At 39.8% G+C, this 20,470-nt stretch carries 22 protein-coding genes; 13 read left to right on the top strand and 9 right to left on the bottom strand.

Annotated features, from left to right (window positions below; all coding sequences use genetic code 11):
- Positions 1-238: ISL3 family transposase (locus tag A3I3_RS0105100; protein ID WP_018371553.1), on the top strand; the 238-nt coding region annotated here is incomplete at its 5' end.
- A gap of 59 nt (positions 239-297) precedes the next feature.
- Here A3I3_RS0105100 and tpx read toward each other — a convergent pair.
- Positions 298-789 carry a thiol peroxidase gene (gene tpx, locus A3I3_RS0105095; RefSeq protein WP_018371656.1) on the bottom strand — a complete coding sequence of 164 codons (492 nt, stop codon included), beginning with the start codon at positions 787-789 and terminating at the stop codon, positions 298-300.
- A 194-nt stretch (positions 790-983) separates the two neighbouring features.
- On the opposite strand from tpx, the gene A3I3_RS0105090 reads away from it, so the two are divergent.
- The 3 genes from A3I3_RS0105090 to A3I3_RS0105080 are packed head-to-tail and all read left to right on the top strand — an operon-like array spanning position 984 to position 3,365.
- On the top strand, positions 984-1,892 hold the full coding sequence (locus A3I3_RS0105090; protein ID WP_018371655.1) for an ABC transporter ATP-binding protein: 909 nt from the start codon (positions 984-986) through the stop codon (positions 1,890-1,892).
- Position 1,893: 1 nt separating this feature from the next.
- Positions 1,894-2,640 carry an ABC transporter permease gene (locus A3I3_RS0105085; RefSeq protein WP_018371654.1) on the top strand — a complete coding sequence of 249 codons (747 nt, stop codon included), beginning with the start codon at positions 1,894-1,896 and terminating at the stop codon, positions 2,638-2,640.
- The gene (locus tag A3I3_RS0105080) at positions 2,640-3,365 is read left to right on the top strand and encodes an ABC transporter permease (RefSeq protein ID WP_026129853.1); all 726 of its coding nucleotides are present in this window, start codon (positions 2,640-2,642) and stop codon (positions 3,363-3,365) included. Before A3I3_RS0105085 ends, A3I3_RS0105080 begins: the two co-directional genes overlap by 1 nt.
- A 53-nt stretch (positions 3,366-3,418) precedes the next feature.
- Here A3I3_RS0105080 and A3I3_RS0105075 read toward each other — a convergent pair whose 3' ends face one another.
- The 3 genes from A3I3_RS0105075 to A3I3_RS0105065 all read right to left on the bottom strand — a co-directional run bounded on the left by A3I3_RS0105075 (position 3,419) and on the right by A3I3_RS0105065 (position 5,988).
- On the bottom strand, positions 3,419-4,351 hold the full coding sequence (locus tag A3I3_RS0105075; protein WP_018371653.1) for a metal ABC transporter substrate-binding protein: 933 nt from the start codon (positions 4,349-4,351) through the stop codon (positions 3,419-3,421).
- 68 nt (positions 4,352-4,419) lie between these two features.
- Entirely contained in the window at positions 4,420-5,268 is an 849-nt protein-coding gene (locus tag A3I3_RS0105070; protein WP_018371652.1) for a metal ABC transporter permease, read from the bottom strand.
- Positions 5,269-5,988, bottom strand: coding sequence for a metal ABC transporter ATP-binding protein (locus tag A3I3_RS0105065; protein ID WP_018371651.1), 720 nt, complete (start codon positions 5,986-5,988; stop codon positions 5,269-5,271).
- Between the two features lie 265 nt (positions 5,989-6,253).
- On the opposite strand from A3I3_RS0105065, the gene A3I3_RS0105060 reads away from it, so the two are divergent.
- Positions 6,254-8,143: a M13-type metalloendopeptidase gene (locus A3I3_RS0105060; protein WP_018371650.1), complete on the top strand. Its 1,890-nt coding sequence runs from the start codon at positions 6,254-6,256 to the stop codon at positions 8,141-8,143.
- Positions 8,144-8,535: 392 nt separating this feature from the next.
- Here the strand turns inward: A3I3_RS0105060 and A3I3_RS0105055 are convergent, their stop codons facing one another.
- The 4 genes from A3I3_RS0105055 to A3I3_RS0105040 all read right to left on the bottom strand — a co-directional run bounded on the left by A3I3_RS0105055 (position 8,536) and on the right by A3I3_RS0105040 (position 11,682).
- Entirely contained in the window at positions 8,536-8,871 is a 336-nt protein-coding gene (locus A3I3_RS0105055; RefSeq protein ID WP_018371649.1) for a hypothetical protein, read from the bottom strand.
- Between the two features lie 164 nt (positions 8,872-9,035).
- The gene (locus tag A3I3_RS0105050; RefSeq protein WP_018371648.1) at positions 9,036-9,968 is read right to left on the bottom strand and encodes a LacI family DNA-binding transcriptional regulator; all 933 of its coding nucleotides are present in this window, start codon (positions 9,966-9,968) and stop codon (positions 9,036-9,038) included.
- On the bottom strand, positions 9,919-10,779 hold the full coding sequence (locus tag A3I3_RS0105045; protein WP_018371647.1) for a Cof-type HAD-IIB family hydrolase: 861 nt from the start codon (positions 10,777-10,779) through the stop codon (positions 9,919-9,921). The genes A3I3_RS0105050 and A3I3_RS0105045 overlap by 50 nt, the downstream gene beginning before the upstream one ends.
- 126 nt (positions 10,780-10,905) lie before the next feature.
- On the bottom strand, positions 10,906-11,682 hold the full coding sequence (locus A3I3_RS0105040; RefSeq protein WP_018371646.1) for a glycyl-radical enzyme activating protein: 777 nt from the start codon (positions 11,680-11,682) through the stop codon (positions 10,906-10,908).
- A 124-nt stretch (positions 11,683-11,806) separates the two neighbouring features.
- On the opposite strand from A3I3_RS0105040, the gene A3I3_RS0105035 reads away from it, so the two are divergent.
- The 8 genes from A3I3_RS0105035 (at position 11,807) to A3I3_RS0105000 (ending at position 20,168) form a co-directional block, all read left to right on the top strand.
- Positions 11,807-12,550 carry a DeoR/GlpR family DNA-binding transcription regulator gene (locus A3I3_RS0105035; protein ID WP_018371645.1) on the top strand — a complete coding sequence of 248 codons (744 nt, stop codon included), beginning with the start codon at positions 11,807-11,809 and terminating at the stop codon, positions 12,548-12,550.
- A gap of 16 nt (positions 12,551-12,566) precedes the next feature.
- Entirely contained in the window at positions 12,567-13,541 is a 975-nt protein-coding gene (locus tag A3I3_RS0105030; RefSeq protein WP_018371644.1) for a sugar-binding transcriptional regulator, read from the top strand.
- 208 nt (positions 13,542-13,749) lie between these two features.
- The gene (locus A3I3_RS0105025; protein ID WP_018371643.1) at positions 13,750-14,079 is read left to right on the top strand and encodes a PTS lactose/cellobiose transporter subunit IIA; all 330 of its coding nucleotides are present in this window, start codon (positions 13,750-13,752) and stop codon (positions 14,077-14,079) included.
- Between the two features lie 15 nt (positions 14,080-14,094).
- Complete coding sequence (locus A3I3_RS0105020; protein WP_018371642.1) at positions 14,095-14,415, top strand: PTS sugar transporter subunit IIB; 321 nt, start codon at positions 14,095-14,097, stop codon at positions 14,413-14,415.
- 2 nt (positions 14,416-14,417) lie between these two features.
- Complete coding sequence (locus A3I3_RS0105015; protein ID WP_018371641.1) at positions 14,418-15,719, top strand: PTS sugar transporter subunit IIC; 1,302 nt, start codon at positions 14,418-14,420, stop codon at positions 15,717-15,719.
- Between the two features lie 137 nt (positions 15,720-15,856).
- Positions 15,857-18,298, top strand: coding sequence for a glycyl radical protein (locus tag A3I3_RS0105010; protein ID WP_018371640.1), 2,442 nt, complete (start codon positions 15,857-15,859; stop codon positions 18,296-18,298).
- Positions 18,299-18,390: 92 nt separating this feature from the next.
- Positions 18,391-19,059, top strand: a complete 669-nt coding sequence (locus A3I3_RS0105005; protein WP_018371639.1) for a fructose-6-phosphate aldolase — start codon at positions 18,391-18,393, stop codon at positions 19,057-19,059.
- 17 nt (positions 19,060-19,076) lie between these two features.
- Positions 19,077-20,168 carry a glycerol dehydrogenase gene (locus tag A3I3_RS0105000; RefSeq protein ID WP_018371638.1) on the top strand — a complete coding sequence of 364 codons (1,092 nt, stop codon included), beginning with the start codon at positions 19,077-19,079 and terminating at the stop codon, positions 20,166-20,168.
- A 79-nt stretch (positions 20,169-20,247) separates the two neighbouring features.
- Here the strand turns inward: A3I3_RS0105000 and A3I3_RS0104995 are convergent.
- On the bottom strand, positions 20,248-20,470 hold a 223-nt coding region (locus A3I3_RS0104995; protein ID WP_018371637.1), incomplete at its 5' end, for an ISL3 family transposase.

The raw sequence follows: 20,470 nt of genomic DNA, 5'->3' as shown, positions 1-20,470 counted from the left end.
TTCTGTAAACCCTATCTTTCAGACTGTTTTTAAGACTTTTTTGAAAGAGAGGGACAAGATTATCAATGCTTTGGAACTTCCCTACTCAAATGCTAAGCTAGAGGCCACTAACAACCTTATCAAGGTTATCAAGCGCAACGCTTTCGGCTTTCGGAACTTTGACAACTTTAAAACTAGAATTCTCATCGCTTTAAATATCAAAAAGGAGAGAACCAATTCGGTTCTCTCCAGATCTTAGCTGACATCAACCCACTACAGTTGACAAAGAGCCAATATTGTAGTTCAAGTCTTTGTTTTTTACAAATTCTTAATAGCATTGATAGCTGCTTGGTAGTCGGGCTCGGAGTTGATGTTGTCAACATACTCGGCGTAAGTAATTTTGTTGTTTTCGTCAAGGACGAGAACGGCGCGTGCCAGCAAGTGCCATTCATTGATGAGGACAGCGTAGTCGCGCCCGAAAGAATGGTCGAAGTAGTCAGACAGCAGCACTGCATTTTCGATGCCTTCAGCTGCGCACCATTTTCCTTGGGCAAAAGGCAGATCAACTGAAATGGTGATAACCACTGTATTGTCCAAATCAGACAGTCCTTGGTTGAAGTGGCGGGTTTGAGTAGAGCAGACGTCTGTATCAATGGACGGAATGATGCTCAGCACCTTCTTTTTGCCCGCGAAATCAGCCAGCGTCTTTTTGCTGAGGTCGGTTGATGTGAGTGAAAAGTCAGGTGCAGTGTCACCGACTTGAGGTTGCTTCCCTGTAAAAGTAACAGGATTTCCAAGAAAGGTTGTCATAAAAGTCCTCCAAATGAAATTTCTACTCCAGTTGTACTATATTTGAAAGAACTTTCTAAATAATTTGTTTGGAAAATTTAGGTCTTTTATTCTTACAAAAATGTAAGAATAAAAGGCTTTTTGTAAGCTTAAGTTATGGTAAGAATAAAAAGACCGTATTATACTAAAGTTATCAAAATGATAGGAGTAGGAAAATGAGAAATGTGATTGAGTTAAACCAAGTTACAAAAGTTTATGGCGATGCCAAAACAGTTAGTCTGGATAAAATAACCGTTAAGGAAGGAGAGATTTATGGTTTTTTAGGCCCAAATGGCGCTGGAAAAACGACCACGATGAAAATGATTTTATCTCTCATTCAACCGACTTCGGGGGAAATTTTAGTTTATGGCAAATCAGTGAGAGCTAAAACAGACTATTTGAATAGCATTGGATCAATGATTGAGGAACCATCTTATTATCCGAATTTGACAGGGTATGAAAATCTTTTAGTTTTTCAAAAGATGATTGGTTTTGACAAAAGAAATATTTGGCCTGCACTTGAGCTTGTAGGCTTAGCTGAGGAAAAGAATAGGAAAAAATTAGTTAAAGCCTATTCTTTGGGAATGAAACAACGATTAGCCTTGGGTTTTGCTCTTGTTAAGAAACCTAAAATTTTGTTATTAGATGAGCCAACGAATGGACTTGATCCTGCGGGAATTCATGAAATTCGTCAATTAATTATCCGACTTGCTAAAGAGGAAGGTATCACTGTATTTATCTCCAGTCATATCTTATCAGAAATTGAACATTTAGCTGATCGTGTTGGTATTATTAACAGGGGGCAACTCGTCTATGAAGGAGATGTTGAAACGATAAAGTCCAATATGTGGATTGAAATTAGTGGAGACTTCTCACAACATAATATGCTTCAATTTTTGAATCAACAGACTAAAGTACCTATTCTTGAGGTTAAAAATGGGCAAATGAAGCTAAAAAATCTACCAGATGATCGAATTGCTTTACTCGTGAAAGAACTAGTCAGAGCGGGATATCCAATCTTTAGGGTTGTCAGAGAAAAAGAAAGTCTAGAAGATATTTTTCTAACATTAACAAAGGAGGCCTAGTATGGTAAAAGCATTGCAAATTGAGCTTCTAAAATCGAAGCGTACAAAATCTTTCGCTATTGCGATTGCGATACTTGGATTTGGATTTTTATGGACTATTCTTGTTTCAAAGGAAAAACTAACTGAGGTAGCGTTTTATTTCTGTAATCAGGATATCTATACCTTCGTTTTACCTCTGGCAATTAGTATATTTGCTTCGCGAATTGTGAGTAATGAGAAAGAAGGACGGACTTTTAAATTACAAGCAAGTAATGGCAGAGGAGTGAGTGGAATTTTTCATGATAAACTTTACTTCTCAACGCTATTCTTTATGGGCTTAGCAGTTATCTTTACAGGGCTTTTGGGAATTTATATAAGCTTGTTTAAATGGCAAAGTGTCTCTTTACAGCTGTTATTACTACAGGTACTCAGACTTTCTTTGTCAAGTTTTGTTCAAATATGTCTTTACATTTCTATCGCGATGTACTATGAAAAGCAAGGGCTGGTGTTATCTATGGGGTTTATTGGTTCCTTTGTCGGGATGATTTTTCAAGCGAGAACAGATCAATGGTGGGCCTTTTTACTTCCTTGGGAGGGAACAGGATTTTTGGCTCCCTATAAGTTTAGCTATAATTCTGTTACAAGTACTGCTGTCTATACACTTGATAATCAGCTTTTATTAAAGATCGGTATCTACATACTTTATGCTACACTTGTCTATGCACTAGCTAGAGGGGCTATTCAAGGTAGAAAAGGGATGATGATATGATAGGATATATATCTGCAGAGTGGCGAAAGTTACATAAAATGCAATTACTTGGAATTGGAATCTTGCTGTTGAGTATATCTAGTTTTATAGGCTTGAGCACTTATTTTCTTAATCGTTCTGTATTTGTGGAAGGAACTCAGACTTGGGTCATGTGGGGGCAGCTTACCTTATTAAATAGCCAGATATTTTATCCAGCATTATTAGCGATTTTTATGGGGATTAGCATGATGCCAGAATTTGAACGGACAACACTTGAAATGTTGCGTGTCAATCAGGTGTCTCTTTCTAAATTGGTAATAAGCAAGATTCTTACAGTATTATTCGTAACAGTTCCCTTACAACTTCTTTTGGTCCTTATTTGGAGCGTAGCACTGAGCTTTGAACAGATACAGGTTATTCCAGAAATAGCTGTTCACCTCAAATGGGTATTTTTATCCTTGATAGGCTCTATCAGTATAATGATGGTACAGGCTTTTATCCTATCAAAGACTCGAAATTTTGCAAAATCTGTCGCTTTTTCAGCTATTGGCTCCATTGGCGGTTTTCTTCTTTTGTTTGTAGGAGAGGGATTGAGCCGATTTTATCCCTATTCTCAGATTATGATTGCTTTACGTAGTCGTGCTTTAACAGATATGTCATGGATGGAATTGCTTATTTTTGTTTTAATTAATGCAATTTATAGTATATTGTTTTTTGGCCTGACTGTCAGAGAGTTAAGGAAGTAAGCATAATTTAAAACACCTTGATGACTGCTAGCCACCAAGGTGTTTTTAGATTCTTATTTTGACAATCCTTCAGCAATCTTGTCCAAGTTGTATTTCATCATAGCGTAATAGCTATCTCCTTCTTCGCCTTTTTCAGCGATAGAGTCGGTGAAGATTTTAGCGTGGATTGGGATACCTGTGTCTTTAGAAACAGTTTTCATTGGGCGCTCATCAACAGAAGATTCTACAAAGAGAGATGGTACTTTGGTTTGACGCAATTTTTCAACCAAAGTCTTGATTTGATCCGGTGTACCTTCTTCTTCAGTGTTGATTTCCCAGATGTAAGCTGATGGAACACCGTAAGCTTTAGAGAAGTACTTGAAGCAGCCTTCGCTGGTTACGATTAATTTCTTTTCAGCAGGAATGTTGTCGAATTTCTTTTTAGCTTCTTGGTCCAAGGTTTCTAATTTTTCAACATAAGCTTTGAGATTCTTCTCGTAGAATTCTTTATTTTTAGGATCTTTTTCACTTAAATGTTTAGCGATGTTTTTAGCATAAATAACCCCGTTTTCAAGATTGAGCCAAGCGTGCGGGTCTTCCTTGCCCTTTTCATTTTGTCCTTCAAGGTAGATGACATCAATACCGTCGCTGACAGCGTAGTAGTCTTTGTTTTCTTCTTTCTTGGCATTTTTAACAAGCTTGCTAAACCAAGCATTACCACCGGTTTCCAAGTTTACCCCATTATAGAAGATCAAGTCCGCTTGAGAAGTCTTTTTGACATCTTCAGGCAGTGGTTCGTATTCATGAGGGTCTTTGCCGACAGGTACAATAGAATGCAAATCGATCTTACCACCAGCGATATTTTTAGTAATGTCTGCGATAATAGAATTGGTTGCTACGACTTTGATTTTATCAGAATCGGCTTTGTCTGATTTATTGTTACTTGAACATGCTGCTAGTCCAACTACGGCTAACAGAGCGCAAAGGAAAATTCCTAATTTTTTCATTTCTTTCTCCTTGATTAAGATATAAGGTTGTCAGCAGATTATCTTTGCTGAGATTTTAGTCGAATTCATTACGACCGTTCTTTAAGTTTTGCTTCCATCTTAAGTCCTCGTTGTTTCGGTGCGATGACAAAGCTGACAGCAAAGAGGATAGCAGAGGTCAAGACAATGCTTGAACCTGCAGCGACGTTAAATGTGTAACCAACAAAAAGTCCTATAACAGATGATAGAGCACCTAAAGTCGAAGATAGAAAAATCATAGACTTTAGGCTGTTCGCGTAGAGGTAGGCAGTAGCTGCCGGAGTAATCAGCATGGCTACAATCAGAATGGTTCCTACACTTTGCATGGCAGTTACGGATACCAAGGTCAAAAGTATCATCAAAAGATAGTGATAAAAATTGACCGGCATTCCCATGGCACGTGCCAGAAGTGGATCAAAGGATGTAATCAGAAGCTGTCTAAAGAATATAGCTATAATGAATAAAACGAGCACAGCAACTCCGATAGTAATCCAAAGATCAATATCTTGGACGGCCAAGATATTCCCAAATAGAATATGGAATAAATCGGTGGAGCTATTGGCAACCCCAATCAGAATGACCCCTAAAGCTAGAAAGGAAGAAAAGGTAATCCCGATGGCAGTATCACTTTTGACGATACTATTGCCCTTGATATAGGTAATAATAACAGAAGCCAAAAGCCCAAAGACGATGGCACCGATGAAGAAGTTAATTCCCAAAATGTAGGAAACAGCAACACCAGGTAAAACCGCATGAGAAATGGCATCTCCCATGAGCGACATCCCCCGTAGGATGATAAAACAGCCCACTGCTCCAGCAACAATTCCGATAATAATAGCTGTAATCAACGCATTTTGCAGGAAGTGAAAGTCCTGCAATCCTTGGATAAATTCAAGCATTTAGGCACCTCCTTGAATAATAAGAGCATTTCCATAAGCCGCCTTGAGTTTCTCCGCGACAAATGTTTCTTCGGTTGGACCAAAAGCGATTAGTTCGCGATTAAGAATCAAAACTTGATCGAAATAGCTAGGAACTTTACTCAAGTCATGATGAACAATGAGAATCGTCTTGCCTGCTGCTTTGAGTTTGCAAAGTGTTGTCATGATAATCTCTTCGCTGACTGAGTCAATGCCCACAAAGGGCTCGTCAAGAAAGATGTAATCTGCTTCTTGTACCAGACAGCGTGCAATCAAGACCCGTTGAAATTGTCCGCCAGAAAGTTGACTAATTTGCCGATTAGCATAGTCAGAAAGTCCCACAGTTGCCAAACTTTCATCTACTCGCTGCCAATCTTTGGCTTTAAAGCGTTGGAAGAATTTCATGTGTGGATAGAGACCTAGTGACACACATTCTTTTACTGTAATCGGGAAATTATAATCAATCTGTGCTTTTTGCTCAACATAAGCAATGCGTGATAGTTGTTCTTTTATCGGCTTACCGTCAAGTTCAGCAGAACCTTCGTGAGGGATAATCCCCAGCATGCCTTTGATAAGGGTTGATTTACCAGCACCATTAGGGCCTATAATACCAGTAATGGTTGGTCCCTCAATCTTTAGAGAAACATTCTCTAAAGCCAATGTCTGCTGGTAAGCGACACTTAGTTGGTTAATTGTAATCATAAATTTGTTTAAACTCCTTTATTGAGTGACTAGTTATGCTCCCAGCGTCGTCACGCTTTTTCTAAGAGGAGCCCATCCTATGTTCACCTTAATTTTAGTTTACCTTAAAAATAAAATTAAGTCAAGTTAAATTCAGAAAATTTTAAGATAAAAATCGTGTTTTGAAAGTGTATTCGGACTTTCCCTAAATATTAATTTTTATCATTTGAAAAATGTAAGCGATTTTGCTATTATAGTCACAAACTTAATGAAATGAGGAAATTTTATGACACGCTTGCAAGATGATTTTTATGAAGCGATTAATGGCGAATGGGCGAAAACAGCGATTATTCCTAACGATAAACCAGTGACTGGCGGTTTTACTGATATTCATGACAAGATTGAGGACTTAATGCTTGCCACAACTGATAAATGGCTGGCAGGCGAAGAGGTGCCAGAAGATGCGATTTTACAGAATTTTGTTAAATACCACCGTTTAGCAGCAGATGATGCTAAGCGGACAGAATTAGGGACGGCCCCTGCTAGATCCTTGATTGAAGAATTCCAAAATCTGACCTATGAAGACTACAAGAAACGTTTGGCTGAATACAGTTTAGACGGCAAGCCTAACGCTTTGCCTTTTGGAGTGGCTCCTGACTTCATGGATGCACGCATCAACGTTCTCTGGGCGGAAGGCTTGTCTACGATCTTGCCTGATACCACTTACTATGCTGAAGATCATCCACAACGTGAGCAGCTGTTAGCAATTTGGAGGGAGTCAGAGACGGCACTTTTGAAGGCTTATGGTTTTGAAGAAGTAGAGATAACAGAGCTTTTAAATAAAGTTTTAGAATTAGATGCCCGCGTAGCCAAGGTTGTCCTCTCTAGCGAAGAAAGTTCAGAATACGCTAAACTTTACCATCCTTATGAGTGGGAAGATTTTAAAGCTTTGGTTCCAAGTCTTCCTTTGGATGATTATTTTACAGCTGTTTTAGGGCAAATTCCAGACAAGATTATTGTGCCAGAGGAGCGTTTCTGGCAAGCAGCAGAGCAATTTTATAGCGAAGAAGCATGGTCTTTGTTAAAAGCATTCCTAATTCTTGGTGCAGTTAATTTAACAACTAGTTACTTGACTGATGAGATTCGTGTTTTGAGTGGGGCATATGGTCGAGCTTTATCCGGTACACCAGAGGCACAAAGTGCTAAAAAAGCTGCTTTTTATCTAGCACAGGGACCATTTAGTCAGGCGATTGGACTTTGGTATGCAAATGAGAAATTTTCAGCAGCAGCGAAGGCTGATGTTGAAAAGAAGGTTGCGACGATGATTGATGTTTATAAGGAACGTCTTGCTAAGAAGGATTGGCTGACACCTGAAACTCGCGAGAAAGCCATTACGAAGCTCAATGTCATCAAACCTTATATTGGTTATCCGGATAAGCTTCCTGAGCGCTATGCTAAGAAGATCGTAGATGAAAATTTGAGCCTCCTTGAAAATGCACAAAATTTACGCAAAATTGAAATTGCTCATTATTGGAGTGAGTGGAATCAACCGGTTGACTATAGTGAGTGGGGCATGCCAGCTCATATGGTCAATGCCTACTATGATCCACAAAAGAACTTAATTGTTTTTCCAGCAGCAATTTTACAGGCACCATTTTATGATTTGGAGCAGACGGCATCTGAAAACTATGGTGGTATCGGAGCGGTTATCGCTCACGAGATTTCCCACGCCTTTGACACGAACGGTGCTTCCTTTGATGAAAACGGAAGCCTCAACAACTGGTGGACAGAGGCAGATTATGAAGCATTTACCGAGAAAACGCAAAAGGTGATTAACCTCTTTGAAGGGCAAGATTCCTATGGAGCTAAGGTCAATGGTAAATTGACAGTATCAGAAAATGTCGCTGATTTAGGCGGTGTTGCCTGTGCTTTAGAGGCTGCAAAAAAAGAACCCGACTTCTCTGCGGATGAATTTTTCACCAATTATGCTCGTATTTGGCGGATGAAAGCGCGTGAAGAGTACATGCAATTATTAGCTAGCGTGGATGTGCATGGACCAGCCAAACTCCGTGTCAATCTACAAGTACCAAACTTTGACGAATTTTTCACTACTTTTGGTGTTGAAAATAGTGATGGTATGTGGCGGGAGCCGGCAGAGCGTATCGTGATTTGGTAAGTTAAATAAGTTTAGTTGCTCTTTCAAGAGTTGCCCTGACACTGGGACTATTTGAATCAGCTCCAATGCTTTAGTACCTACGAAGCATGCATTTTCCCTTTTACTTTCGTTTGCTCGGATCGCTAAAGGAATAAGGGAAGGTTCTTGGAGATTTTCTAAATGATTGGGCATAGCACCTTCTTTTAAGTAGATCTAGCTTTAATGTCAAACGCGCTTAAGTATAAAAAATAGAACTTTTTTGCAATAGATAAAACAAAAACCATCTAAAATTTTGTAAAACTTTAGATGGTTTCTAGTTAATTGCCTGTCTGAACAAAATAGATAACCAATAGCTCCTGTTAAAGTTAATCAGCCAACGAGAATGATAAACTTTCTTTGATGATGACAGAGATTTAAACATGTAAATGTTCTAATCGTTCTTGGTCGCGTTTATCAATGGCATGCCAGCCCTCACGTAAGGCTTGCCGCATCCAAATGTGATTGTAGATTAGAGCAAATGCAGTCATGTGGAGAAGTTCAGTCCAGCGTGGCAGATCAAACTGATAGATGGACCAGTTAAAAATCCATGCGATAGTAAGGAAGATCGCTGCCCATTTCCAATCCTTGCGAAAAATCGGGACAAAAAAACTGAAGAAAAAAGTTGTCCAAGACCAATAAGGATTGAGCGTAATTTCTTGGCAAAATCCGTCATCTGACAGACTGGGAGACTTAAGAGTAATGTGGTACATGCAAAAACTCCTTTCTGTTTTTTTATAGTGTGTGGTTTTACCACAGTTAATTATAAATAATGTGTTGTGGCAGTGACTGTGCTGCCTTATCCAGCATCATTGTAACGCTTTCAAAACTATTTGTCAAAGAAATAAATAGAAAAACAGCAGTTTTTTCTGCTGTTTTATCTATTTATGAATTCTGCTATCAAAACGACTGTATCTGCCTGTTCAGCCAGTGCCTGGGCAAAGGCAGCTTGCCCCAGTTGGTAGCTTTTATTGTCCACAGTAGGAATGCCGAGGAGTTGGCTGCTAATTTGATTTTCCTGCCCGATGGTAAGTGGCAAACTTAGCCCGTGCTCTTGATAATAGCGAATGACGCCAGCCGCTACGTCGTCTCCATTGGTAAAGATACAATCTATTTTATCTGAAGCAGCTAATTGCGGAGCGACTTTGTAGGCGTCCTTAGTGTTGGCAATTCTTTCAAAAATGAGTGGCGGCTTATTTTTACCATATATTTTTTGGTAGGCAGATAAATTATGACGATAAGTAGCACTTTGCTTCTCTGCGCGCGTGAGCAGCAGAGCGATGTTTTGAAAATCTTGCTCTTTTAAATATTGATAGATTTGCAGATAAGCAGGCTCACGGTTGACATAGACTGAGCCAATTTTTTGATTTTCCACTTTTTCGCAGCAGACGATATTTCCATATTTTACATAGGAAGCAATCCGTTCCAAGTCCACACTACGCGAGGTGAAAATCAGGCTATCAAAGGCGTGTCCGCGCAGCTGTTCCAGATAAGAAAGCTCTAGCTCCTGATTGTACTGAGAAGGCAGGAGCACCAGCTGGTGCTGGCTAGCTTGTGCCGCATCTAAAAGCCCGTTCAAGAGCTGGGTGAAATAAGGGTGGCGCGTGTGGGGAATGACAACCCCGACCTTGTGTGTCTGTCCCAAGCTCAACTCCTTAGCAAGGATGTTGGGCGTGTAGTCCAAGTCTCTGATGACTTGGAGAATTTTCTCGCGCGCCTCGTCTGACACGTGAGGGTGGTTGTTGAGAACGCGCGAAACGCTAGAAACTGAATAACCGCTGAGTTTCGCGATTTGTCGAATGTTTGCCATGATTTAATCCCTTCAAAAATTTGTGGATACCGTAGCCCACTCCGTCTTTGTCGTTGGACTTGGTCACCTTGTAGGCGACCTTTTTGATGTCCGCAAAAGCATTGGCCATGACGATTGGATAGCCCACCATTTCAAGCATGGGCAGGTCATTGTGGCCGTCACCGAAAGCCGCCGTCTCCTCTTTTTCCAGCCCTTCCTTTTTGAGAATATAGCTGATGCCCTTGGATTTTTTAGCATTTTTGCTAGTAATTTCTAGGTAAAATTTGCCAGAGCGCTGAATGGACACATCGGGCAACTCCAGAGCTTGTAGGTACTTTTCGAGCTCGCGCATCCCCTCTTCCTCAAAGCAAATCATCATGATTTTAAAGGTATTTTCTTGTGCTTGGAGAAAAGGCTGCTGGTCGTTGATGAGAGTAGGAGCTTGTCTAGTTAGGTCATATTCATAACGAATGCCTTTATCTATTTTATCACAATACCAGTGATTCAGGTCGTAATAACTGAGGCTGACTTGGGGAAAATGCTGGCGCACTTTTGCCAGCAAGTCCTGAGCCGTTTTTCTTTTGATAATATCAATATGCAAGGGCAAGACCTTGCCGTTTTTCATCTGGTAAATCAAGCCGCCGTTGAAAGCCACTTGTGGACCGGTCAAATCAAGAGCCTCGATTGCTTCAAGCATTTCCATAGGTGCCCGAGCCGAAACCAAGGTAACAGGGATAGCTGCTTCCTTAATGGCTGCCGCGTTTGATGGTGCAAGCCGTCCGTGTGAGTTGAGCAAAGTTCCGTCCATGTCTGTGAAGATTCGTTTCATCATTTTTTCCTCTTTTTCTATAAAATCGCTAGCTTGATTTTATTCTAGCAGCTGAAACGCGTTCCATGTCAAGCCTTTTTTTGAAAAAAATAAAAAAGCGATTTTCTTTCGAATAATCGCTGGGAGAAATTAGAAAAAGCAGTTGATTTTGTGATTGAGAAAAACTTTTTGATAGTCATATAAATCCTCTGGATGAAGAGCTTGGACGTCGGCCATTTCGTATTTACGATTGAGAAGACTGTATTTATTTTCGCCAAATTGATGAAAAGGTAAAAGCTGTACTTGGTTAATATTGAGCTCGTTAAAGAGATTAGCAAAATGCTCAGCGTCCTCTAAAGAATCATTAAAATCTGGTATGACAGGAATTCGCAGCACAATAGTTTTTCCTTGAGCAAAAGCATAATGGATATTTTTGATAATCATTTCATTTTTGACACCTGTCACTTTCCGATGACGAATGGTATTGTAGTGCTTCAGGTCGGTATAAATAAAATCAACAAATTGAATCAAATCAACAAATTTTTCATGTTCCGCAAAAGCTGTTGTCTCAATAGCCGTATGTAGTCCTTTTTCTTTTGCCCGTTTTAAAATAGCGCGCGCAAATTCATACTGAGCAAAAATTTCTCCACCAGATAAAGTTAGACCGCCGCCAGATTCTTCGTAGAAATCAACATCTTTCATAACTTCTTCAATAATTTCTTCTACAGTTCGTTCTTCACCCATGATAATAGGAAGCTTCGTTGTAGCATCAAGCATTTTCTCTGGCTGAGCTCTTTGTGATTCAGGATTGGAGCACCAGGGACAGCGCAGAGGGCAACCTTTCAAAAATACGGTTGTACGAATACCTGGTCCGTCATGAATGCTGAAATGCTGAATATTGAAAATAATTCCTTTGTCAACTTCCATAAGTTTTCCTCCATTTGATAATTTTATTATAACTTATTTTCGAAAGAAAATCAATTACGAACGTAAAGAATTTTTGTTTTATTTTTTAATAATCTTTTGTTATAATAAAGGAAGAGGTGATAAAATGGAACGACTAGATGAAATTGTTAGGTTAGTTTCTCAATTTGAAAAAGTGGATGTCAATAGTTTGTCAGAAACTTTACAAGTTTCTAAAGTAACAATTCGTAAAGATTTGGATAAGTTAGAAGCTAAAGGACTTTTACATCGTGAGCACGGTTATGCTGTTTTAAATAGCGGGGATGACTTAAATGTCAGGCTTTCTTTTCATTACGATACGAAACGAAGAATTGCTCAAGCTGCTGCTAAATTAGTAGAAGATAATGAGACAATTATGATTGAGTCAGGATCGACTTGTGCCCTACTGGCGGAAGAGATTTGTCGAAGTAAACGAAATGTAAAAATTATCACAAATTCCTATTTTATTGCGGACTATATTCGCAATTATGATTCTTGCAAAATTATTTTACTAGGTGGAGAATTTCAGAAAGATTCTCAAGTAACAGTCGGACCTTTGCTGAAAGAAATGATTCAGTTTTTCCATGTGGACCATGCTTTTGTGGGGACAGACGGCTATGATGAAGAACTTGGCTTTACTGGAAAAGATTTGATGCGTAGTGAGGTGGTGCAATATATGTCGGAAGCCGCTGAGCAGGTTATTATTTTGACAGATTCTAGTAAATTTGATAAGCGAGGGACTGTAAAGCGCTTTGGTTTAAAACAAGTTGCTCAGGTGATTACCGATGCAGGCATCTCAGAAACGGCTGTTCAGCAACTACGTTCGGCGAACATTCACTTGACGATTGTCTAGCAAAGAGGTAGCACTAATGAAACAAGAACGAATGAAGTTGCTGGCTAAAATTGCTTATCTTTATTATATGGAAGAAAAAAGTCAGTCGGAAATTGCTACAGAGACAGGAATTTATCGGACAACCATTAGTCGCATGCTAGCAGAAGCCAAGAAAGAAGGGATTGTCAAAATTGAAATTAAAAATTTTGATACGCATCTTTTTCACTTGGAAAATTATGTCAGAGAAAAATACAGCCTTAAGGGGCTTGAACTAGTGACAAATGGTCTAGAAGAGAGCGCTGCTAGTTTGGAGCAGAAGTTTGCTCAGGCAGCAGCAAATGTGCTCAAGGGGCTTTTAGATGACGAGATGAAAATTGGTTTTTCTTGGGGGAAGACTCTCAGTCTTTTGGTAGAAAATCTTGGTAATCGCCGCCTAAACAATGTTCATTTTTTCCCCTTAGCTGGTGGCCCCAGTCATATCAATGCCCGCTATCATGTGAACACTTTGATTTACAATATGGCTTTTAAATGTCATGGTGAATGCACGTTTATCAATGCAACGATTGTTCAAGAGAGCCAGAAGCTAGCAGAGGGCATTCTTTCATCCAAATATTTTGAAGATTTAAAGAGGAGTTGGCAGGAGCTAGATTTAGCAGTTGTTGGTATTGGCGGACAGGTTGATGTTAATAATCGGCAGTGGTTAGACATGCTTACTGCCAATGATTTTGCTAATTTAAAGCAAAGACAAGCAGTTGGCGAAATTTGTTGTCGATTCTTTGACGGTGAAGGGCAGTCTGTTTACCCTAACCTGCAGGACAGAACGATTGCTATTTCTTTAGAGGGCTTAAAAAAAGTACCGAATCGGTTGGCGCTTGCTTATGGTGATTACAAGGCAGAAGCCATTTTATCAGTTTTGCGGGCTGGTTATATCAATCATTTAGTGACAGACGAACAGACGATTTTAAAAGTTCTAGCCATGGATAATGACAGTACCTTTACTAAATTTAGTTAAATAAAAAAAGAAAATATCCCACTATGTGGTGATATTTTTTTACTTCAAAATTGCACATTTGTGTTTATAAATAAAAATACACCATTTTTGTCTAATAAATATTGACGAAAGAACTTAAAGATGTTAAATTATTTTTGTAAGCGCTAACAAACGAAAGTAAAAAACTTTCTAACAAAACAAATATAGAATCAATAAAAAGGAGGATAAAATGGGAATAATTGTAGCTGACCAAATTATTATGGGGCTGATTCTTAATGCGGGTGATGCGAAACAGCATATTTATCAGGCATTAGAATATGCTAAGAAAGGAGAGTTTACTCAAAGTGAAGAAGAAATAGAACTAGCAGATGAGGCCTTGTTGGAGGCTCATAATCTTCAAACACAATTTTTGGCTCAAGAAGCAGGTGGAACGAAAACAGAAATCACAGCACTTTTTGTACATTCCCAAGACCATTTGATGACAACAATTACAGAAATCAATCTCATCAAGGAAATAATTGACTTGCGAAAAGAATTACGAGCAAAAAAGGATAAATAAAAGGAGGAAATTATCATGATTAAAATTGGTTTGTTTTGTGCAGCAGGATTTTCCACAGGTATGTTAGTAAATAACATGAAAATTGCAGCTAATGAGCTTGGTTTAGAGACAGAAATTGAAGCCTATTCTCAAGCTAAATTAGCTGATTATGCTCCACAACTAGATGTCGCATTATTAGGACCTCAAGTAGCTTATACTTTAGATAAATCTCAAAAAATTTGTGCTGAAAACCATATTCCTATTGCGGTTATCCCCATGGCTGACTATGGAATGTTAGACGGTAAAAAAGTGTTGAACCTCGCCTTAGGGCTTTTAGAACAAGAGCAAGGAGCATAGTTATGACTAAAATGGATACTCAAAAAATAATTGCCCCTATTATGAAGTTTGTCAATATGCGTGGGATTATTGCCTTGAAAGATGGAATGTTGGCTATCCTTCCTTTGACGGTTGTAGGAAGTATTTTCTTAATCATAGGACAACTACCTTTTGAAGGGTTAAATGATGCTATTGCTGCTATATTTGGAGCGAATTGGACGGAACCGTTTATGCAAGTTTACGCGGGAACTTTTGCCATTATGGGCTTGATTTCTTGTTTTTCGATTGGTTATTCTTATGCGAAAAACAGCGGAGTGGAACCTCTACCAGCGGGCGTGCTTTCTGTATCAGCTTTCTTCATTCTTCTTCGCTCTTCCTATATTCCAGAAAAAGGAGAGGCTATTGCTGATGCCATTGCTAAAGTTTGGTTTGGTGGACAAGGAATCATCGGAGCCATTATTATCGGTTTAGTGGTAGGAGCGATTTATACAGTCTTCATTCAGAAGCACATTGTTATCAAAATGCCTGAGCAGGTTCCCCAAGCGATTGCCAAGCAATTTGAAGCAATGATCCCAGCTTTTGCCATTTTCTTACTTTCAATGGTGGTTTACATTATTTCTAAAGTACTGACAAATGGCGGTACTTTTATCGAAATGATTTATAAAGTGATTCAAACTCCGCTGCAAGGTTTGACAGGTTCTCTCTATGGAGCCATAGGAATTGCATTTTTCATCTCGTTCTTATGGTGGTTTGGTGTTCATGGTCAGTCTGTAGTCAATGGAGTCGTAACCGCTCTTCTTCTTTCAAACTTAGATGCCAACAAAGCCTTGCTAGCCGCTGGCAAATTATCTCTTGACAAGGGAGCTCACATTGTTACTCAGCAATTTTTAGATAGTTTCTTGATTTTATCTGGTTCAGGGATTACTTTTGGTCTTGTTGTTGCCATGCTCTTTGCTGCCAAATCTAAACAGTACAAAGCATTAGGCAAGGTTGCTGCTTTCCCGGCACTCTTCAACGTCAATGAACCGGTCGTTTTTGGATTCCCGATTGTTATGAATCCTATCATGTTCCTGCCATTTATTTTCGTACCTATTTTAGCCGCTGTCATTGTTTATTCTTCAATTGCCATTGGTTTTATGCAGCCGTTTTCTGGTGTTACTTTGCCTTGGAGCACACCTGCCATTATTTCTGGTTTTTTAGTTGCTGGATGGCAAGGAGCTGTCGTACAAATTCTTATCTTAACTCTCTCAGTTGTGGTTTATTTCCCATTTTTCCGCTTCCAAGACAAATTAGCCTATAACAATGAGAAAAAAGAAACGGCATAGATCTGATAAGCACAATTGTGCAAGTTCTTACTGACTCTTTAACCGATTTCTCTTTTGATTGACAAATTAGCTCTTGAAAGAGTATAATAAAGTTACAAAAGAAACTAAAATAGTTTCGAAAGAAAGGAAAAATAATCATGGGAAATCAAGTAGTAGCAGAAACAAGTATCAAAACAGCCTATTTTGGTTCGTTAACAGACCGCATGAATAAATATCGTGAGGATGTTTTGAATAAAAAGCCTTATATCGATGCAGAGCGGGCAGTTCTGGTAACAGAAGCCTATCAGGAACATAAAGAAAAACCTAATGTTTTGAAACGGGCTTATATGCTCAAAAAGATTTTGGAAAACATGACAATTTATATAGAAGATGAAAGTTTGATTGCGGGAAATCAAGCCTCTTCTAATAAGGATGCTCCAATTTTCCCAGAATATACTTTAGAGTTTGTTTTAAACGAACTAGATTTATTTGAAAAGCGTGACGGTGATGTCTTCTATATCACTGAAGAAACCAAGGAACAGTTACGTAGCATTGCTCCTTTCTGGGAAAAGAATAATCTTCGTTCTCGTGCGGGGGTCATGCTGCCAGATGAAGTGCAAGTCTATATGGAAACAGGCTTCTTTGGCATGGAAGGGAAGATGAATTCTGGCGACGCTCACCTTGCGGTTAATTACCAAAAGGTTTTACAATACGGTCTGAAAGGCTTCGAAGAAAGAGCTCGTGCAGCCAAAGCTGCGCTCGACTTAACAGACCCTGCTAGCATTGATAAATATCACTTTTATGACTCAATTTTTATCGTCATTGATGCAGTCAAGGCTTATGCAGAACGCTATGCTAAGTTGGCAAGAAAGTTAGCAGAAACAGCATCGACTCTGCAACGAAGGGCAGAGCTTTTAGAAATCGCTCGGATTTGTTCTAAGGTGCCGTACGAACCAGCAGAAACTTTTGCTGAAGCAGTTCAATCAGTCTGGTTCATTCAGTGTATTTTGCAAATCGAATCCAATGGTCACTCACTTTCTTACGGTCGCTTTGACCAATACATGTATCCTTATGTAAAAGCAGACCTCGAAGCTGGTCGTGAAACAGAAGATAGCATTGTAGAACGCTTGACTAATCTCTGGATTAAGACGATTACGATTAACAAGGTGCGTAGTCAAGCTCATACATTCTCGTCTGCTGGAAGTCCGCTTTATCAAAATGTCACTATTGGTGGACAAACACGCGATAAGAAAGACGCTGTCAATCCTTTGTCTTATCTTGTTTTGAAATCTGTTGCTCAGACTCATTTGCCACAGCCAAATCTAACTGTTCGTTACCATGCAGGGTTAGACGCTCGCTTCATGAACGAATGTATTGAAGTCATGAAACTTGGTTTTGGTATGCCCGCTTTTAATAATGATGAGATTATTATTCCGTCCTTTATCGAAAAAGGGGTACTAGAAGAAGACGCTTATGATTACAGTGCCATTGGTTGTGTGGAAACAGCTGTTCCCGGTAAATGGGGTTATCGTTGTACCGGTATGAGCTATATGAACTTTCCAAAAGTGCTCCTAATTACCATGAACGACGGGATTGATCCTGCCTCCGGCAAACGTTTCGCCCCAAGCTTTGGTCATTTCAAGGATATGAAGAGCTTCGCAGAATTACAAAGTGCTTGGGACAAGACACTTCGCCATTTGACACGCATGAGCGTTATCGTTGAAAATGCTATTGACTTGTCTCTAGAGCGGGAAGTGCCAGATATTCTATGCTCAGCTTTGACAGATGATTGTATCGGTCGAGGCAAACATCTGAAAGAAGGCGGAGCTGTTTATGACTATATTTCTGGCTTGCAAGTTGGTATTGCTAATTTATCAGACTCCTTAGCAGCCATTAAGAAACTAGTCTTCGAAGAAAATCGCTTGACACCAGCTGAACTCTGGCAGGCATTGGAAACAGACTATGCAGGTGAACGCGGCAAAGAAATCCAACAGATGCTCATCAATGATGCTCCGAAATACGGTAATGACAATGACTATGCGGATAAACTAGTGACAGATGCTTATGACATCTATGTCGATGAAATCGCTAAGTACCCAAATACACGCTATGGTCGCGGACCGATTGGGGGAATCCGTTACTCAGGTACATCCTCTATCTCTGCTAACGTTGGTCAGGGACGTGGAACTTTGGCAACACCTGACGGACGCAATGCAGGAACTCCATTAGCAGAAGGTTGTTCACCGTCTCATAACATGGATAAGAATGGCCCAACATCTGTTCTCAAATCGGTTTCTAAATTACCAACCAATGAAATTGTCGGTGGTGTTCTCCTTAATCAAAAGGTAAACCCACAAACTTTAGCCAAAGAAGAAGATAAACTAAAACTGATTGCTCTTCTTCGTACATTCTTTAATCGTTTGCATGGCTACCACATCCAGTACAATGTTGTCTCTCGTGAAACCTTGATAGATGCGCAAAAACATCCTGAAAAGCACCGTGACTTAATCGTTCGTGTAGCAGGCTATTCAGCTTTCTTCAATGTGCTTTCTAAGGCGACGCAAGATGATATCATTGGACGTACTGAACATACTTTATAAAATTTAGAGCAAAGGCTGAACTGAAACGCTTCTTGGGCAGATGCTCCAGTCGCGTTTCTTCTTTTATCAGTAAATAGAAATGGAAGAACAATATGGAATTTATGCTAGATACATTAAATATAAAGGAGATAAAGAAATGGTCAAAAGTCTTGCCTCTAGCAGGTGTGACCTCTAATCCCACCATTGCGAAAAAAGAAGGGAAAATTGATTTTTTTAACCGCATTCAAGAAGTGCGAGACGTGATCGGCCCAAATGCTTCAATTCATATACAAGTGGTTGCTAAGGATTATGAAGGGATCTTGGCAGATGCCGCTAAAATTCGTGAGCAAGCAGGAGCGGATATCTATGTCAAGGTGCCAGTCACTCCAGCAGGTTTGGCTGCCATGAAAGTACTGAAAAAGGACGGTTATCGGATTACTGCGACAGCCATTTATACAACTTTTCAAGGACTATTGGCTATTGAAGCAGGAGCGGATTATCTAGCTCCTTACTACAACCGTATGGAAAATCTCAATATTCAGGCTGATGAAGTGATCGCTCAACTAGCACAAGCAATTAGCAGAGAGCAGTTTGACTCAAAAATCCTTGCGGCATCTTTCAAAAATGTTGCCCAAGTCAATCGTGCGCTTGCTCAAGGAGCGCAAGCCATTACTGCTGGACCAGATATTTTTGCTACTGCCTTTGCCATGCCGTCGATTGAAAAAGCAGTTGACGATTTTGCTAGCGACTGGGCTAGTATCCACGGTCGCACTACTATTTAAGAGAAAAGAGGTCTGATATGAAATATTTTGCTAGTCCTTCGCGCTATGTTCAAGGTGAAAATGCGCTGTTTGAAAATGCCAAACCCCTACTTAAATTAGGAAACCATCCTCTTCTTTTGTGCGATGATTTGGTTTATGAGCTTGTCGGTGAGCGATTTGAAGAATACCTTATCCGCTATGGATTTCAGGTACATCATGTGGCTTTCAACGGCGAGGCTTCTGAAAAGGAAATCACGCGGGTCGTTGCTCTAGCTGAAGAAAAGAAAAACGATATGATTATCGGCTTAGGTGGCGGCAAGACGATTGACAGTGCCAAAGCGATTGCGGATATGTTGAAAGTGCCTGTTGTCATTGCCCCGACCATTGCTTCAACGGATGCCCCAACATCGGCTTTATCAGTTATCTATACAGAGGACGGAGCCTTTGAAAAATACATTTTTTATTCTCGCAATCCAGACTTGGTCTTGGTCGACTCAGCAGTCATTGCCAAAGCTCCTAAGCGTTTACTAGCTTCAGGAATTGCGGACGCTTTGGCAACTTGGGTAGAAGCGCGTGCAGTCAAGGAAGCACATGGTCAAAACATGCTTGGAGCCAAGCAAACTTTGGCTGGTCTTGCTATCGCGCAAAAATGCGAAGAAACGCTCTTTGCCGACGGCTTGCAAGCCATGGCTGCTTGCGAAGTGCAAGTTGTGACGCCTGCTTTGGACAATATCATTGAAGCAAATACACTTTTGAGTGGTGTTGGTTTTGAAAGTGGTGGTCTAGCGGCAGCGCATGCTATTCATAATGGTTTTACGGCTTTGACTGGGGATATTCATCATCTAACTCATGGCGAAAAAGTGGCTTATGGAACGCTTGTTCAACTCTTTTTAGAAAATCGTCCCAAAGAAGAACTGGATAAATACATTCGTTTTTATCAAAAAATCCAAATGCCAACGACTTTGGCAGAACTTCATTTAGAAAATGCTAGTTATCAAGACCTGCTTAAGGTTGGCAAGCAAGCTACCATTGAGGGGGAAACCATTCATCAAATGCCATTCAAGGTTACTGCGACAGATATTGCGAATGCAATTTTGGCTGTAGATGCCTATGTAAAAACACTTAAATAACTAAAAGTGAGCCTGGGACAATAGTCCCTTATCTCCAAAAAAAGCGGCTCTTTGTCAACTGTAGTGGGTTAACGCAAAGTCATACCCTGGAGAGAACCGAATTGGTTCTCTCCTTTTTGATATTTAAAGCGATGAGGATTCTAGTTTTAAAGTTGTCAAAGTTCCGAAAGCCGAAAGCATTTCGCTTGATGACTTTGATGAGGTTGTTAGTGGCCTCTAGCTTTGCATTTGAGTAAGGGAGTTCAAGAGCGTTGATAATTTTATCTTTGTCCTTGAGAAAGGTTTTAAAAACAGTCTGAAAG

Source organism: Streptococcus massiliensis DSM 18628 (assembly GCF_000380065.1).
Lineage (GTDB): Bacteria > Bacillota > Bacilli > Lactobacillales > Streptococcaceae > Streptococcus > Streptococcus massiliensis.
Note: the sequence above shows the minus strand (reverse complement) of the source record. Positions and strands in the feature narration are given on the sequence as shown.